This is a genomic window from Actinoallomurus purpureus, assembly GCF_024055795.1.
In the GTDB taxonomy this organism is placed as follows: Bacteria; Actinomycetota; Actinomycetes; order Streptosporangiales; family Streptosporangiaceae; genus Actinoallomurus; species Actinoallomurus purpureus.
In genome coordinates, this window is the sequence record NZ_JAMXMY010000040.1 from 1 (window position 1) to 15,917 (window position 15,917).

11 protein-coding genes and 1 pseudogene are annotated in these 15,917 nt (G+C 66.9%); 5 read left to right on the top strand and 7 right to left on the bottom strand.

Annotation, left to right across the window (positions count from 1 at the left end; all coding sequences use genetic code 11):
• Positions 1–79: 79 nt before the first annotated feature.
• From NE236_RS42115 to NE236_RS42125, 3 genes and pseudogenes are all read right to left on the bottom strand, one after another.
• Complete coding sequence (locus tag NE236_RS42115; protein WP_252847934.1) at positions 80–2,593, bottom strand: N,N-dimethylformamidase beta subunit family domain-containing protein; 2,514 nt, start codon at positions 2,591–2,593, stop codon at positions 80–82.
• A 523-nt stretch (positions 2,594–3,116) separates the two neighbouring features.
• A pseudogene (locus NE236_RS42120) lies at positions 3,117–3,275 on the bottom strand (IS256 family transposase); the annotation flags it as partial.
• A 3-nt stretch (positions 3,276–3,278) separates the two neighbouring features.
• Positions 3,279–4,325, bottom strand: coding sequence for an ice-binding family protein (locus NE236_RS42125; RefSeq protein ID WP_252847935.1), 1,047 nt, complete (start codon positions 4,323–4,325; stop codon positions 3,279–3,281).
• Between the two features lie 399 nt (positions 4,326–4,724).
• Between NE236_RS42125 and NE236_RS42130 the strand changes: the two genes are divergently transcribed.
• The gene (locus NE236_RS42130; protein WP_252847936.1) at positions 4,725–6,899 is read left to right on the top strand and encodes a DUF4082 domain-containing protein; all 2,175 of its coding nucleotides are present in this window, start codon (positions 4,725–4,727) and stop codon (positions 6,897–6,899) included.
• Between the two features lie 8 nt (positions 6,900–6,907).
• Here the strand turns inward: NE236_RS42130 and NE236_RS42135 are convergent, their stop codons facing one another.
• Complete coding sequence (locus NE236_RS42135) at positions 6,908–7,570, bottom strand: response regulator (protein WP_252847937.1); 663 nt, start codon at positions 7,568–7,570, stop codon at positions 6,908–6,910.
• Positions 7,567–9,162, bottom strand: coding sequence for a sensor histidine kinase (locus NE236_RS42140; protein WP_252847938.1), 1,596 nt, complete (start codon positions 9,160–9,162; stop codon positions 7,567–7,569). Before NE236_RS42140 ends, NE236_RS42135 begins: the two co-directional genes overlap by 4 nt.
• 154 nt (positions 9,163–9,316) lie before the next feature.
• Here NE236_RS42140 and NE236_RS42145 point away from each other — a divergent pair, with 154 nt between their 5' ends.
• From NE236_RS42145 to NE236_RS42155, 3 genes are all read left to right on the top strand, one after another.
• Positions 9,317–10,162, top strand: a complete 846-nt coding sequence (locus tag NE236_RS42145; RefSeq protein ID WP_252847939.1) for an ABC transporter ATP-binding protein — start codon at positions 9,317–9,319, stop codon at positions 10,160–10,162.
• Complete coding sequence (locus tag NE236_RS42150) at positions 10,152–11,000, top strand: ABC transporter permease (protein ID WP_252847940.1); 849 nt, start codon at positions 10,152–10,154, stop codon at positions 10,998–11,000. The genes NE236_RS42145 and NE236_RS42150 overlap by 11 nt, the downstream gene beginning before the upstream one ends.
• 79 nt (positions 11,001–11,079) lie before the next feature.
• Positions 11,080–12,135, top strand: a complete 1,056-nt coding sequence (locus NE236_RS42155) for an ABC transporter substrate-binding protein (RefSeq protein ID WP_252847941.1) — start codon at positions 11,080–11,082, stop codon at positions 12,133–12,135.
• Positions 12,136–12,186: 51 nt separating this feature from the next.
• On the opposite strand, the gene NE236_RS42160 is transcribed toward NE236_RS42155, so the two are convergent.
• Entirely contained in the window at positions 12,187–13,608 is a 1,422-nt protein-coding gene (locus tag NE236_RS42160) for an NAD-dependent succinate-semialdehyde dehydrogenase (RefSeq protein ID WP_252847942.1), read from the bottom strand.
• A 249-nt stretch (positions 13,609–13,857) separates the two neighbouring features.
• Between NE236_RS42160 and NE236_RS42165 the strand changes: the two genes are divergently transcribed.
• Positions 13,858–14,757, top strand: a complete 900-nt coding sequence (locus NE236_RS42165; protein WP_252847943.1) for a CDP-alcohol phosphatidyltransferase family protein — start codon at positions 13,858–13,860, stop codon at positions 14,755–14,757.
• A 42-nt stretch (positions 14,758–14,799) separates the two neighbouring features.
• Here the strand turns inward: NE236_RS42165 and NE236_RS42170 are convergent, their stop codons facing one another.
• A complete protein-coding gene (locus NE236_RS42170; protein WP_252847944.1) occupies positions 14,800–15,870 on the bottom strand; it encodes an alpha/beta hydrolase in 1,071 nt (356 codons plus the stop codon).
• Positions 15,871–15,917: the final 47 nt, after the last annotated feature.

Consider the following 15,917-nt stretch of genomic DNA (forward strand, 5'->3'; position numbering starts at 1 on the left):
TTGGCGTGAACACCACGTCGACCCAGTAGTTGGTGGACTGATAGCTCCCCGTGGGGAACGTGTTCGTGGCGCCGTAGGACTACACGCCGTTCCCGCCAGAATCAGCGCTCGCCGGCGCGGTCAAAGGATCGTTGATGTACGCACTGGTGAAATACGGCCGCGTCACGGAATAACCCGACGACGTGAAATAAGACGCGACATACGTAGTATTCGCCGTCACCGCCACCGGGGTGGAGAAATTCACCTGCTGCCAGCCCGACGCCGACTCACCGGTGAAGGTCGCACTCGCCAGCAACGTCCCGCTCGAAGTCCACAGACTTCCCACGTGGGTCCCCGTGTTCAGCGAACCCTTGTAGAACCGGATCCCAGTGATGAAACCGTTCACAGACGCCGTGAACTTCACCCCGAGGGTAACCGGCTGAGCATCGGGATGCGACTGAACGGCTGGAACAGCCGTGGGGTCCCACAGGGTGTACGTTGGCGTGAACACCACATCGACCCAGTAGTTGGAGGACTGGTAGGTCCCTGTGGGGAACGTGCTCGCGGTGCCGTAGGAATACACGCCGTTCCCGCCAGAATCAGCGCTCGCCGGCGCGGTCAAAGGGTAGTTATTATATGGATTTGTGAAGTACGGCCGCGAAAAGGCATAATGGCCCGGCGTATGATAAGACGCGACATAGGTGGTGTTCACACTGACTGCCACCGGGGCAGAGAAATTCACCTGTTGCCAGCCGCTTGCTGTTTCATTGGTAAAGGTTGCTTCCGCGAGTAGCGTCCCGGTAGAACTCCATAGATGGCCGACGTGCGTCCCCGTGTTGGCCGTGCCCTTGTAGAACCTGATTCCGGCGATTTGGCCAGAGGCGGTGGCCTTGAACTTCACCCCTACTTCTACGGACTGGGTATCGTCGCTCGCCTCCACGTCCGGGACAGTCGTCGACGACCAAAGCGTGCAACATGTTCCGCCTACGGTCACATTCACTGTGGTCGGATTCGTCTGAACGTTGCCGATATCATCGACTGCGCGAACCCTGATCGTCACGGGTCCAGCGCTGGTGGGCGTCCATTGGTACTGCCAGGCACTTCGGCCGGTCGCGTGGAACCATCGTGTGCCGTCGAACGAGACTTCCACACCCCCGACGACGCCGCCCCCGGTATCGCTGGCCGTTCCCTGAATAGTGACCACCCTTCCCGTGGCCACACCGGCACCGCTCGACGGATTGGTGATCGTTGACGTCGGTGGAGACGTGTCCGTCGACTGGGTCGCCGGCACCAGGCCGGGCTGGAGGCTGGCCGGCTGAGTGCCCATGTCAGCGAAGAGGTTGACCGTCGCCTGCTGCATATTGATGTCCGTGGGGCTTCCGGCCCGATCGTGAACTGCGTCGAGCCCCCACGCCCACTGGGTGGTCCCCGCTCCGAAGACGAGCGCTCCGCTGGAAGCCCGGTAAAGCACCAGGCTGTGTGTGGCGGTCCCAGCGCCGTATAGGCCCCCGTAGTCGAGCAGGAATTGGGTGCTCGTGGTCACGGTCGTGCTCGAGAACCTGACCAGTCCGGGCGGTGCGGTTGCGTCGTCGGGAGCCTCGTCCCACTCGTACCCCAGCGTTCCTGCGGGAAAGGTCGCCGTCTGGCCGGGAGTAAGATTGGCGATCGACGTGTTGCGCCACAACCGCATGTCGCTGAACGCAGCGGGGACCTTTATCGAATCGTTGGCGACCTGGTTGACCATATACAGCGTGCCTGTCACTGCGTTCTCCGGTCGCCCTCCGTCCGCCGGCGGGGAGTAACGCGGATCTCGCCAGGTCCCCGTCCACGTCGGAGTCGGATCGAGCCTCGTGCCGTTCGCGAGCGTCTCCTTGTAGCAGACGAGTGTCCTGAACGAGGTGCCGTCCGCGATGCTGTTCTCCCACCTGGTCTTCCAGAACATCTCGTTTCCGGAGAAGAAGGTGAGGTTCACGCCGTTGCCGCGAGCGTTCTCCACGTTGTTCCGCATCTCGTTGGACCAGTATTCGTCATGGCCGGAGGACATGAAGACCTTGTGTTCGAGAATCTCCGCTCCCCGCATGGCGGTGTCCACGTCGGTGGTGTAACTCACGTCGAACGCGTTCGCCTCGAGCCATCTGACCATCGGATATTCGGAATCGAAGAACCAGCTGTACACAGAGCTTTCCCGGGTGTTGAACGGACGGTTGTAGCTCACCTTGAACGCCCGGCCCGCCGGAGCACCTGTATAGAGGCTGTTGCCGCCGTAGGAGTTGTACGCCTGCCACGTGGCGTCAGACGTCTGAACCAGAAAATCCGAGTGACGTGTGTCGTCCCTGACGACGAAGATCATCTGGCTGGCCTCACCGGTCACATCATCACGCACCAGCTTCGCGATGTAGACGCCGGAGACCGCGCTCGCCGGCACAGCCCATGAAGCCGATACCGCCCAGTTGCCACAGTCGATCAGGCCAGTCGTGCTGTCGGTCAGACAAGCCGGCTGCGTCTGCGGCAGGGCGGCGGACGGCTGAACCGTAGCGATCAGGCGCGCTCCCTGGCCGCTGTAGTAGCCCATGCGATAGATGTCCAGGTGATAGGCGGTCGCGGGAGTCAGCACCTTGAATTGTACGGTCTCCCCGTGGTTGACACTAATTTGAGTGGCATATCCCTGGATATTTGGGGAACCTGCTCCAGAGATATCCCATTGGCTGGGCGGGTTGCCAGGAAGGCTGTTCTCGATGCAAATGACTGACGTCGGCGGGCACGCGGCCCTACGAGCGCGGACCCCGCTCTTGGCAATTCGGCGGTTTCTCGGGGGTGGTGCGAGGGCTGAGCGCATGTCGGCGGACATGGGGACGGGTGCGTTTCTCGACGATGCTGCCGGTGGTGTCTGCGAACCACTGCCGACCTGAGGGACGTGCTCAGCAGTCTTAGGGGTGGACGCGTGCGAAGGACTGGAAACGCCCAGGAGCAGACAGAGCAGGACGACCAGACTGTTCCCGCAAGCGATCCAGAGCCTCAGGCGCTGCCCGCGCCTGTTAGCACCGTCTCGCACCTTCGATCTGCTCAATTCATCAGTCCTTGGTCACGTCCAGCGGAGTGGTGTATGAGTCGGCCTCCGCGTGATCCGTTGTTGCAGGTTAATCGGCGATTGCTTGTTGGGTGGTGTTCTCGCCCGGTGGGTCGCCGCTGATCACGCGGAGAAGGGCTTTGGCGAGGAATTCTATGCCCATGTAGCGGCGGACTTCAGCCCATTCGTCGGTTTGTTCCATCAGGACCGCGCCGACCAGGCGGATGATCCTTCAGACAGTCCCAGGAGATACGGTTTGGTTGATTGTGGGTGAGGTGCTTGGGGCCCAGTGGATGGGTTGTTCTCCGTCGAAGGTGGTTCCACCGAGGTAGACGGCGGTGATGCGGTGTTGGCCTGCGGAGAGGGTGGAGGTGGTGAAGGTGGCGGGTTGGGTGGTGCTGCGGAAGAAGTCGGTGCCGATGACGGTGTTGCCGTCTTTGAAGGCGACGTTTCCTTGAGGGGTGAGGGTTCCGCTGGTTTGCTGGACGGTCGCGGTGAAGGTGACGGGTTCTCCGCTTCTGGCGGTGTTGTTGTTGGAGGTGACCGTGGTGGTCGTCGGGCGGTCGTCGGGAAGTTGGATGAGGGTGGGGGGCTGGCTGGTGACGCCGGTGATGGTAATGGCGTTGTTGAGGGTGAACAAGCGGCCGATGGGATTGGCTCGGCTGTTGACATTGATGGCGTTGGCGGCGATGAGGTTGCCGCGGAAGGTGGTGAAGGTGTCGAGCGTGGCGGAGTCGCTGATCACCCAGTAGAGGTTGTTGGCTTGAGCGCCTCCGGTAAGGGTGATGGTGCTGGACATGGCGGCGGTCAGGGTGGCGGCTTTGAAGACGAAGATGGCGTCGGGGTTGGCTTGGGCGTCCAGGGTGAGGGTTCCGTTGATCTGGAAGTTGCCGGTGGTGGAGTCGTAGACGCCGGGGGTTCTGGTGGTGTTGCCCAGTTCTGCGGGCAAGGTGGCATCCGGCGTCATTGCTGTGAGGTTGTTGTAGGCGGTCACGACGTCGGCTTTGGCGTTGGCCGCGGTGGAGTCGCCGGCGTGGGTGGTGCCGTTGATGGTGCCGGGCGGGAAGCCGGTGACGGTAGAGCCGGGGCTCACCCCGAGGTCTCCGATGACCCGGGTGAGATTGGTGTTGGTGACGCTTGATCCCGCCAGGACCGCGAACGGCGCCGCATTACCAATACTCACCGACTGAGCCTTGAAGACGTTGCTCTGTGTTCCGCTGGCCACGGTCGTGACAAGAAGGGCCGCCAGAGGCGCTGCCAACGAGATGCGCGCCTTCAATGCAAGCAGTGTACAGAAACCAGTAAATGCCATAATAGCTCCAGCGACGCCCGAAATGTGTAATCCATTACCGTCTGGTCAATATGTAAGTTATGTCGCTTGCGTCCTGTGATTCGACACGCCGCGCAGGGTCGTCACTGGCACGCTCAGATCAAGATATCGAGTTAAAACCTCCAGGCAAGTAAAGCGCATGGACATGGAGGGGTAAGGTTCGCGCTAAAAGCCCAATCAATCGGGGTCTTTGTTGATCAAATAAAACGCGCACTTGCTACCGTTCTAAGCGCACACATCGTCGCATGTCGTGACGGCTCACAGTCGAGCGCTGACATTCGCGCGATATTTCACGCCCTGATCGTGGCTGTGCGAGCTCCGGCACGAGGCTTTGAGGAGTTGTGTCACATGTCGATGTTCCGTCGCAACGCATCCGATGACGCGGTCGGCTCGACCGCGCTGGAGCGTGGGGTGAATGCTCAGCAGCGTCCAGGAACTCCGGAACCAGCAGCGAACCGCAGTAGCGTACGCCCCTGGAGGAAGTGCGCGACCGTGGACGACGCTGGAGGCCGGCGTAGCTCACGAAGCATCGCTCGTTCCTGGTTGTCCGCCGCGCTGACGGCCGTTCTCCCGATGGGTGGTGCCATCGTCATGACACCGAGAAGTGCTCAGGCTCAGTCGGTGAGTATTGGTAATGCGGCGCCGTTCGCGGTCCTGGCGGGATCAAGCGTCACCAACACCAATCTCACCCGGGTCATCGGAGACCTCGGGGTGAGCCCCGGCTCTACCGTCACCGGCTTCCCGCCCGGCACCATCAACGGCACCACCCACGCCGGCGACTCCACCGCGGCCAACGCCAAAGCCGACGTCGTGACCGCCTACAACAACCTCACAGCAATGACGCCGGACGCCACCTTGCCCGCAGAACTGGGCAACACCACCAGAACCCCCGGCGTTTACAACTCCACCACCGGCAACTTCCAGATCAACGGAACCCTCACCCTGGACGCCCAAGCCAACCCCGACGCCATCTTCGTCTTCAAAGCCGCCACCCTGACCGCCGCCATGTCCAGCACCATCACCCTTACCGGAGGCGCTCAAGCCAACAACCTCTACTGGGTGATCAGCGACTCCGCCACGCTCGACACCTTCAGCACCTTCCGCGGCAACCTCATCGCCGCCAACGCCATCAATGTCAACAGCCGAGCCAACCCCATCGGCCGCCTGTTCACCCTCAACAACGCCATCACCATCACCGGCGCCACCAGCCAGCCCCCCACCCTCATCCAACTCCCCGACGACCGCCCGACGACCACCACGGTCACCTCCAACAACAACACCGCCAGAAGCGGAGAACCCGTCACCTTCACCGCGACCGTCCAGCAAACCAGCGGAACCCTCACCCCTCAAGGAAACGTCGCCTTCAAAGACGGCAACACCGTCATCGGCACCGACTTCTTCCACAGCACCACCCAACCCGCCACCTTCACCACCTCCACCCTCTCCGCAGGCCAACACCGCATCACCGCCGTCTACCTCGGTGGAACCACCTTCGACGGAGAACAACCCATCCACTGGGCCCCAAGCACCTCACCCACAATCAACCAAACCGTATCTACTAGTTTGTGGAGAAGTACCGACGTTCCGGATGTCCCGTCTCACAGCGATGCGTTGGCGGTCACACTGGGTGTCAAGTTCACGGCATCGACGAGCGGGACCGTGACAGGTATCCGGTTCTACAAAGGTTCACTGAACACCGGAACTCACGTGGGAAGTCTGTGGAGTGCGAGCGGGACGCTGCTGGCGAATGCGACCTTCACCGGCGAGTCGGCGTCGGGCTGGCAGCAAGTGAACTTCACGGCACCGGTGGTGGTGACGGCGAATACTACGTATGTCGCGTCTTATTTCACGTCGTCGGGTCATTATTCTGTGACGCGGCCGTATTTCACCAGTCCGTACACCAACGGTCCTTTGACCGCGCCGGCGAGCGCTGATTCCGGTGGGAACGGCGTGTACGCCTACGGCGCCACGAACACGTTCCCCACGGGGACCTTCCAGTCCACCAACTACTGGGTCGACGTGGTGTTCACGCCGGCGTCCAACCTGTGGGACAACACGGCTGTTCCCGCCGTCCAGTCGCAACCCGATACTCAGCCGATCACCCTCGGGGTGAAGTTCACGGCGTCTGCGAACGGTTTCATCAGTGGTATCCGGTTCTACAAGGGTTCGTCGAACACGGGGACTCACGTGGGAAGTTTGTGGAGCGCGAGCGGGACGTTGCTGGCGAGCGTCACCTTTATCAATGAAACAGCAAGCGGCTGGCAACAGATGAACTTCTCCACCCCGGTGGCGGTGACGGCGAATACTACGTATGTCGCATCTTATTTCACGTCGTCGGGTAATTATTCTGTGACGCGGTCGTATTTCACCAGTGCGTACACCAACGGTCCTTTGACCGCGCCGGCGAGCGCTGATTCCGGCGGGAACGGCGTGTATTCCTACGGCGCCACGAACACATTCCCCACGGGGACCTTCCAGTCCACCAACTACTGGGTCGACGTGGTGTACGAAGAATCGAGCTAGGCGCGCGGTCAGTGGGCGCGCCAGTGGTACTGGTGTTCGGGGCGGCCCGTGGTGCCGTACCTCAGGGTGACGTGCACCCGTCCCGCCTGGGCGAGTGAGGCCAGGTAACGCTGGGCGGTCGCCCGGGAGATGCCGACCTCGTCGGAGACCTCGGCGGCCGACCGCGGCTCGCCGGCCCGCCGCAGGGCCTCGGCGACGAGCCGCCCGGTGACCGAGGACTGTCCCCTGGCGGGCCGGGGCTCGGTGCGCGGCGCGGCGTGCAGGGCCCGGACGGCGCGGTCCACGTCGGCCTGGGTGAGCTGCTCCCCGGCCGTCATGAGGTGCTCGCGGTAGCGGGCGTAGGCCTGCAGCCGCCGGCCCAGCTCCTGCGCGGTGAACGGTTTGATCAGGTAGTGCAGCGCGCCGTGGGAGAAGGCGGTGCGGACCGAGTCGGGATCGGTCGCTGCGGTGGCCATGATGACGTCGGCGGTCAGCTCGGGCAGCAGGGACAGTCCGGACTCGTCGGGCAGGTAGACGTCGAGGAGCACCAGGTCGACCTCTGCCGCGCCGGCCCGCGCGTCGGCGGCGGTGTGGGCCCGCCCCGCCACGCGGAAGCCGGAGACGAGTTCGACGAACCCGGCGTGGATCTGCGCCACCCGGAAGTCGTCGTCGACGACCAGCACATCGATCATTGCAGCACCTCCGGGAGGCTCGCCACGAAGACGGCCCCGGCGTCGTCGGGGCCGGGGGCGGCGATGGTGACGTCGCCGCCGCGCGACCGGGCCGCCTGCCGGGCGAGGGCCAGGCCGAGCCCACGCGGCCGGCCCTCCTCGGGCTCGCGGGTGGACACGCCGTCGCGGAAGACGGCCTCTCTCAGCTCGTCCGGGACGCCCTCCCCCGAGTCCGCGACGGTGACGTGGAGATCGGTGCCGTCACCGAGCAGCTCGACCTCCACCCGCGCCGGACGGTGCGTGCCGAGCCGGGCCGCCTCGATGGCGTTCTCGACGAGGTTGCCGAGCACGGTGGTCACGTCGAGCGGGTCGACGACCCGGCCGGGCACCCAGCTCGTGTCGGCGATCTCCAGCGCGACGCCCCTCTCCGTGGCGACGGCGGCCTTGGCGGCGAGGAACGCCCGCAGGTACGGGTCGGGGACGCTGTCCGGGGGCGCCTCCCGCGTCGTCGGGACCTCAGCGAGGGTCCGGATGTAGCCGGCCGCCTCCTCGTAGTGTCCGAGCTGGAGGAGTCCGGACAGCGTGTGCATGCGGTTGGCGTACTCATGCCGTTGCGCGCGCAGCGCGTCGAACAGGGCGCGCACCCCGTCGAGCTCCCGGGCCAGCGACTCGACGTCCGTACGGTCCCGCAGGGTGATCACCGTGCCGAGCAGGCGGCCGTCGTGGCGGACCTCCCGCCGGTTGACGACGAGGACGCGCTCGCCCGCGACGACGAAGAGGTTGCGCGCCTCCTCCTCGCCGTCCAGGACCGACCTCAGGCGTCCGCGTACGGGCAGCTCGGCGACCGGCTCGCCCCGCGCCGGGGTGACGCCGAGCAGTCGCGCCGCCTCGGCGTTGCAGGCCGTGACCCGGTTGCCGGCGTCCACCGCCAGCACGCCCTCGTTGATGCCGTGCAGCACCGCCGCGCGTTCCTGGACCAGCTCGGCCAGCTCGTACGGCTCCAGGCCCAGGGTCTGGCGTTTGAGCCGGCGCCCGATCGCGACCGACCCGGCCACGCCGAGCGCGACGGCGGCCGCGGCGAACAGGGCGGCGACGGCCATCGTGCGGTGCACCCGCCGGTCGATGTCCCCGGCGTCGAAGCCGACGCTGACCTCGCCTACGAGGGCGCCCCGGTGGTCGTACAGCGGGACCTTGCCGCGTGCGGACAGGCCGAGGGTGCCGCGCTCGATGACCTTCACCTCCCGGCCGGATAGCGGGGCCGAGGGGTCGGTGCTGACGCGTTTGCCGATCAGCGCGTGGTTCGGGTGCGCGAGGCGGATGCCGTCCCGGTCGGTCACGACGACGAAGAGCGCGCCGGTGGCGCGGCGCACCCGCTCGGCCCTGTCCTCCACGACGCCCTTCGGGTCGCCGCCGGTCGCGACCGTGTCGCCGATCATCGGGTCGGCCGCGACCGAGCGGGCGAGCGTGAGCGCCCGCCAGGCGTACTGGTTGCGCAGTTCGTCGCGCTGCATCCAGGAGGCCAGGCCGTACCCGGCCAAGGCCACGAGCACCACCACACTGATCTGCAGGATCAGCACCTGGTGCGCGAAGCGGATCCGGATACCACGGGACATGCGTGCACGGTAGCCGAAAGCGCTCCGGCGGCTCCGTTCCGCGTGAGCAGAATGCGGTAAACGCCGCTAAGGTCGATAACCTCAGGAAACACGGCTTGCGATTACATCGCGAGCAAGGCTTAACGGGCCGGAAACGTACTCGTAACCTCCCGGCATGCGCACGCAAGCAGAGCCTGACGGCCCCGCGATCGAGCTTCGCGACGCGACCAAGCGTTTCCGCTCGTCGTCGGGTGGAGTGCACACCGCCGTCCGCAACCTCGACCTGACCGTACGCGCCGGTGAGTTCGTCGCCGTCGTCGGTCCCACCGGGTGCGGCAAGTCCACCACCCTGTCCCTCGTCTCGGGCCTCGAACCCCCCTCGGTGGGCGAGGTCCTGGTGCACGGCCGGCCGGTCGACGGCATCCCCGACGGTGTCGGGTACATGTTCCAGACCGACGCCGTGCTGCCGTGGCGCACCGTGCTCGACAACGTCGCGACCGGTCCCCGCTACCGCGGCGTGGGCCGGCAGAAGGCCCGTGAGCAGGCCCGCGACTGGGTCCAGCGGGTGGGCCTGGGCGGATTCGAGTCCTACTACCCCCACCAGCTGTCCGGTGGCATGCGCAAGCGCGTCGCCCTCGCGCAGACGCTGGTCAACGAGCCCTCGATCCTGCTCATGGACGAGCCGTTCTCCGCGCTGGACGTGCAGACCCGCGGCCTGATGCAGGACGAGCTGCTGCGCCTGTGGGCCGGCGACGACCCCCTCGGGCGGGGCGGCGGCGCCGCCGTCGTCTTCGTCACGCACGACCTGGAAGAGGCCCTCGTGCTCGGCGACCGGGTCGTGGTCATGACCGCGGGCCCCGCCACCGTGAAGGCGTCCTTCGACGTGCCCCTGAAGCGGCCGCGCGACGCCGAGGAGATCCGGCTCACCCCGGAGTTCCTCGAGATCTACCGCGAGGTGTGGGAGTCCCTGCGCGAAGAGGTTCAGATCACCCGCGAGAGGGGAACCGGCAATGCTGCTTGAGCTGGACGACCACGCGACGGCCGTCGCCCAGGCCCGCGCCGTGGGCCGCCGCCGCTCCCTCACCGTCAACGCCGTACGGATCCTGCTGGTCGTCGCCGTGCTCGGCACGTGGGAGCTGGCCGCGACGTACTGGATCGACCCGTTCTACTATTCCAAGCCGAGCGCGATCTGGAACCGCCTCGTCGACTGGTTCACCTCGGGCACGTCGCAGGGGTCGATCTGGACACAGATCGCCTACACCCTCGAAGAGGCCCTGATCGGCTTCGCGCTGGGCAGCGTCGGCGGCGTGATCCTCGGCATCATCCTGGGCCGCAGCCGGTTCCTGTCGGACGTGTGCGCGCCGTTCATCAAGGCCGCCAACGCCATCCCCCGCATCATCCTGGCGTCGCTGTTCGTCATCTGGTTCGGCCTGGGCATGTCCTCGAAGGTCGCCACCGCCTTCATCCTGGTGTTCTTCGCGGTGTTCTTCAACGCCTTCCAGGGTGCCCGCGAGGTGGACCGCAACCTGGTGAACAACGCGCGGATCCTGGGCGCGAGCCGTAGGGCCGTGCTGCGCACCATCGTCGTGCCCAGCGCCACCTCCTGGATCCTCGCCTCGCTCCACTCGGCGTTCGGGTTCGCCATCATCGGCGCGATCGTCGGTGAGTACAGCGGCGCGGACAAGGGACTCGGCCTGCTGATCAACCACGCCCAGGGCACGTTCGACTCGGCCGGCATCTACGCCGGAATGATCATCATCACGGTGATCGCGCTGCTCGCCGAGTGGCTCCTCACCCTCCTCGAACGCCGCCTGCTGCGCTGGCGCCCGCCGGCCGCCGGCAGCGACGCGCAGATCTGACCGGCGCGCCACGCCGCGCCCCTCCCCCGAGCCGGGATCCGAATCCGCCCCCGCTCCACGTCACCAAGGAGAGCTCGTCATGCGCACCACCACCCGTATCGCCGCGGCGGCACTCGCCGCCACGACCGCCCTGTCGCTGGCCGCCTGCCGCGACTCGCGTAGCTCCTCCGGAGGAGGCGGCGGCGGCAAGGAAGGCGGCACCGTCAAGATCATGGTCGGCGGCATCGACAAGGTCATCTACCTGCCCGCGAAGCTCACCGAGCAGCTCGGCTACTTCAAGGAGCAGGGCCTGAACGTCCAGCTGCTGACCGAGCCGGCGGGCGCGCAGGCCGAGAACGTCATGATCTCGGGCGACGTCCAGGGCGTCGTCGGCTTCTACGACCACACGATCGACCTGCAGACCAAGGGCAAGTGCGTCCAGAGCGTCGTCCAGTTCGCCGATGTGCCGGGCGAGGTGGAGGTCGTCTCCACCAAGAAGGCCGGCCAGATCGCCTCACCGGCGAACTTCAAGGGCAAGAAGCTCGGCGTGACCAGCCCCGGTTCCTCCACCGACTTCCTCACGCAGTACCTGGCCACCAAGAACGGCGTGCCGACCTCCGGCTACACCACCGTCAAGGCGGGGGCGGGCCAGACGTTCATCGCCACGCTGGCCAACGGCGGCATCGACGCGGGCATGACCACCGACCCGACGGTCGCCAAGCTCACCAGCACCGGCCAGGCGAAGATCATGCTCGACATGCGGAACGAGGCGGGCACCAAGGCGGCGCTCGGCGGCCTGTACCCGGCCAGCTCCCTCTACATGAACTGCGACTACGTCAAGAACAACGCGGCGACCGTGCAGAAGCTCGCCAACGCGTTCGTCAAGACGCTCGGCTGGATCAAGACGCACAAGCCGGCGGAGATCGCCGCGAAGATGCCGGCGGACTACGCCGGCGGCGACCCGAAGCTGTACGAGAAGGCGATCACCGACAGCATCGGCATGTTCACCGCGGACGGCGTCATGCCCGCCGACGGGGCCAAGAACGTCCTGAACGTCCTCGCGCAGTTCTCTCCGAACGTCAAGGGCAAGAAGGACACCATCGACCTGTCCAAGACCTACACCACCGACTACGTCTCCAAGGCGCCCAAGCAGTGACCATCCGTACGGCCCCCGGGACGCCCGTCCCGGGGGCCGTACGCGTGCCCGTCACAGATCGACGGCGAGGTACTTCAGCTCGAGGTAGTCGTCGATGCCCTCGAAGCCGCCCTCGCGGCCGATCCCGGACTCCTTCACCCCGCCGAACGGCGCCGCCGGGTTGGACACGAGCCCGCGGTTGAGACCGACCATCCCGGCCTCGAGCGCCTCCCCGACCCGAAGCGCCCGGCTCAGGTCGCGGGTGTAGGCGTAGGCGACCAGGCCGGCCTCCGTGTCATTGGCCGCCGCGATCATGGACTCCTCGTCGGGGAAGGCCGCGACCGGCGCGACCGGGGCGAAGATCTCCTCCCGCATCACGCGGGCGTCCGGCGGCACGTCGCTCAGCACGGTCGGCGGGTAGAACCACCCCGGCCCCTCCGGCACCTTCCCGCCCGTACGAAGGGTCGCGCCGCGTTCGAGCGCGTCGGAGACGAGGCCGGCGACCCGGTCCCGCGCCCGCTCATCGACCAGCGGGCCGACCTCCGTCTCCGGGTCGAGGCCCGGGCCGGGGCGCAGGGCGCTGAGTCGTTCGGCGAGACCGGCCGCGAACTCTTCGGCGACGGCCTCGTGGACGATGAACCGGTTCGCCGCGACGCACGACTCGCCGGTGTTGCGCATCTTGGCCAGCACCGCGCCAGTGAGCGCGGCGTCGAGGTCGGCGTCGTCGAAGACGAGGAAGGGGGCGTTGCCGCCCAGCTCCATCGTCGTCTTGATCACCTTGCCCGCCGCCTGTTCCATCAGCTTCCTGCCGACGGGCGTCGAGCCGGTGAACGAGAGCATCCGCAGCCGTCCGTCCGTGATGAGGGCGTCGGTCACCTCGGGTGCGCGGTTCGTCGGCAGCACGCTCAGGACGCCCTCCGGCACGCCGGCGTCGGCCAGCAGCCGGCCCAGGGCCAGCGCGGAGAAGGGCGTCGCCTCGGCCGGCTTGATGATCATCGCGCAGCCCGCGGCGATCGCCGGGCCGACCTTCCGAGTGATCATGGACAGCGGGAAGTTCCACGGCGTGACGAGGTACGCCGGACCGATCGGCTGCCGGGTGGTGAGGATCCGGTAGTCGCCGCCCGGGGCGACCCGGTACTCGCCCCCGACGCGGACCGCCTCCTCGGAGAACCACCGGAGGAACTCCGCCGCGTAGGCGACCTCGCCGAGTGACTCGGCCAGCGGCCGTCCCATCTCCCGGGTCGTCAGCCGCGCGAGTTCCTCGGCGCGCTCGTGCATCAGCTCGTACGCCCGGCGCAGGATGTCCGAACGCTCGCGCGGAGCGGTCGCGGCCCAGGACGCCTGGGCGGCCGCCGCGGCGTCGAGCGCGCGTACGGCGGCGTCCGCGCCGGCGTCCGCGACCGAGGCGAACACCTCGCCGGTGGACGGGTCCGTGACGTCGAAGGTCGCCTCCGCCGTCTCCCACGTGCCGCCGATGTACAGCCTGTCGTCCATGCCGATCGCCTCCCGGTGCCTCTCGCTCCGCACGTTACCCGGCCCGTCGAGAGGGACCTCGTGCAGGTCGCGCTGTGGCGCCGCCGATGCGGTGACGGCCGTTACGCCTGCTAAACGGCCGTAGATCCAAAATCTCCGTAAACAATGGGTAAACCAGGCAATCTGGCGCGGCGTCTCATCCAATACCGATCGGATCAGCCAGGCCCGGGGTTTCCGGGCCGTTCCTCATGTGACCAAGGGGCCAACCGTATGAAGTTCACGCTGGAAGAGGTGAAGTCCCAGACCTTCAAGGCCCGGGACGCCTGGTGGACGGTGTTCCTCGTGGACCCCCTGGCCGGCCGGCTCGTCGTCGGAACCGCGAACAGGACCTCCATCACGCCGAACCAGATCACCTGGGGCGCGCTCTTCCTCGGCCTCGGCTCGGCCGGCTGCTTCCTCATGCCCGACTGGAAGTGGCTGGTGCTCGGCGCCCTGCTCTATCACCTGAGCTTCGTGCTGGACTGCATGGACGGCAAGATCGCGCGGCTCAAGGGCACCGGCACCGTGCTCGGCGGCTGGCTCGACTACGTCTTCGACCGCATCCGCGTCCTCACCTGCACGCTCGCCCTGATGTGGGGGCAGTACCACGCGACCGGCCGGGAGCTCTACCTCATCCTGGGCGTCGCGGTCGTCTTCCTCGACATGCTCCGCTACGTCGACGCCCTCCAGGTGGCGAAGGTCCGCCGCCAGATGCGCGGCGAGCTGACCAAGGCGATCGAGGAGTCGGTCTCCGACCGCACGCCCGTCTTCGCGGAGGACCTGCTGCGCGAGGACCCCGACCTCGACCCGGACGAGATCAGGACCCGCACCGCCGAGGTCATCGACCTGCAGGAGGAGTTCCGGTCCCGCTTCGCGTGGTACATCCGCGTCCGCGACTGGCTGCGTGACCACCGCGTCCGTACGCACCTGGTGAGCGGCATCGAGTTCCAGATGGCCGTGTTCATCATCGGGCCGCTGGTGAACCAGATCGCCCCGGTCACCATCGGCGCGGCGGCCCTGCTGCTCGTCTTCGAGTTCGCGATCATGTACAAGCTCTGGCTGTCCTCCCGGGACTTCACCCGCGCCCTCGCGGAGATCCGGGGCGAGGACCCGCAGCCCGCGAGCGTCTGAGGCCGCGCGGCGGGCGTCCTTGACGCCCGCCGCTCTCCGTCGTCAGGACGGGCGGGGGGCGGACAGGCGACCGCTCAGCCAGGCGTACGCCTTGGGGAGCATCGAGTTCCACACGGAGGCGTTGTGGCCGCCGCTCGGCAGGACGAACAGGAACGCCGCCGTCGGTGGCCGTATGAGCGGCATGATCTGGTTGATCGCGTCATCGGAGTGGCGGTCCTGCCGGGTGCCCGCAAGCAGCAGGCCGACCGGCGGGCGGTGGGTGCGCAGCAGGTCGAGCACGGAGTTCTGGGCGTTCAGCGCGCGGTCGCGGCGGACCTCCGGGGTCTGGGGGACGGCGTCCCCCTGCATGGTGACGGCCGCGCTGAACAGGTCGGGCCGGCGGATCGCCATCTTCGCCGCGCAGTAGCCGCCGGTGGAGAATCCCATGAGACCCCAGGCGCCCCGGTCCGGCTGGGCGCGGAACGCCTTGGTGACCGCCTGGCGCACGTCGTCGGTGAGCCAGGTCTCGACGCGCGGCCCCTTGGGGAAGTCGACGCACTCGGTGTCGCGGCCGTGGACGACCGTCGTCACGGGAGCGACGAGGATGAACGGATGAGAGTGGCCCGACGCCATCGCCTCCTTGAGGGCACCGGCGCCGTGCACGGCGTGGAACCAGGTCGAAGGGGTGCCGGGGTAGCCGGGCAGGAGTTCGACGACGGGATAGGTCTGGTGGGCGTTCGCGGGCGCGTTGTACCCCGGTGGCACCCAGACCAGGATCCGGGAGCGTATCCCGGAGCGTTCGCCGGTCAGCGTCGCGGTGTACACGTCCGGGTCGAGCTTGGGAGTGTGATGGAAGCGCACGTGACCGTCGCCGACCGCACCCGGGCCGACCTGCTCGATCGGCGTGTCCTCGCCCTTCCCCCCGCCGAACAGGTCGCTCCAGGAGGCGTAGAACTCGAAGTAGTGGTTCACGGCGACGCCGCCGACCGTCAGCGCGAACACCTGACACATCACGACCATGAAGAGCCGGACCGCGACGGCGAGCCGTCCCTTGACGCGGTTCCACAGGTAGAGGCAGGCCACCGGCCCCGCGACGGCGAACAGGACGACCGCGATGAGAAGCGGCCAGCCCATAAGTCCCATGAAGTCCCCCGAAGAACCCGTTGACGCGAGCAGGCCGA

What these genes read in the sequence shown, in the direction of transcription:
- NE236_RS42140 (WP_252847938.1), bottom strand. Translation starts at nt 9,162, where the DNA reads ATGTCCCGTGGTATCCGGATCCGCTTCGCGCACCAGGTGCTGATCCTG.
- NE236_RS42135 (WP_252847937.1), bottom strand. Translation starts at nt 7,570, where the DNA reads ATGATCGATGTGCTGGTCGTCGACGACGACTTCCGGGTGGCGCAGATC.
- NE236_RS42160 (WP_252847942.1), bottom strand. Translation starts at nt 13,608, where the DNA reads ATGGACGACAGGCTGTACATCGGCGGCACGTGGGAGACGGCGGAGGCG.
- NE236_RS42165 (WP_252847943.1), top strand. Translation starts at nt 13,858, where the DNA reads ATGAAGTTCACGCTGGAAGAGGTGAAGTCCCAGACCTTCAAGGCCCGG.
- NE236_RS42130 (WP_252847936.1), top strand. Translation starts at nt 4,725, where the DNA reads ATGTCGATGTTCCGTCGCAACGCATCCGATGACGCGGTCGGCTCGACC.
- NE236_RS42145 (WP_252847939.1), top strand. Translation starts at nt 9,317, where the DNA reads ATGCGCACGCAAGCAGAGCCTGACGGCCCCGCGATCGAGCTTCGCGAC.
- NE236_RS42150 (WP_252847940.1), top strand. Translation starts at nt 10,152, where the DNA reads ATGCTGCTTGAGCTGGACGACCACGCGACGGCCGTCGCCCAGGCCCGC.
- NE236_RS42170 (WP_252847944.1), bottom strand. Translation starts at nt 15,870, where the DNA reads ATGGGCTGGCCGCTTCTCATCGCGGTCGTCCTGTTCGCCGTCGCGGGG.
- NE236_RS42155 (WP_252847941.1), top strand. Translation starts at nt 11,080, where the DNA reads ATGCGCACCACCACCCGTATCGCCGCGGCGGCACTCGCCGCCACGACC.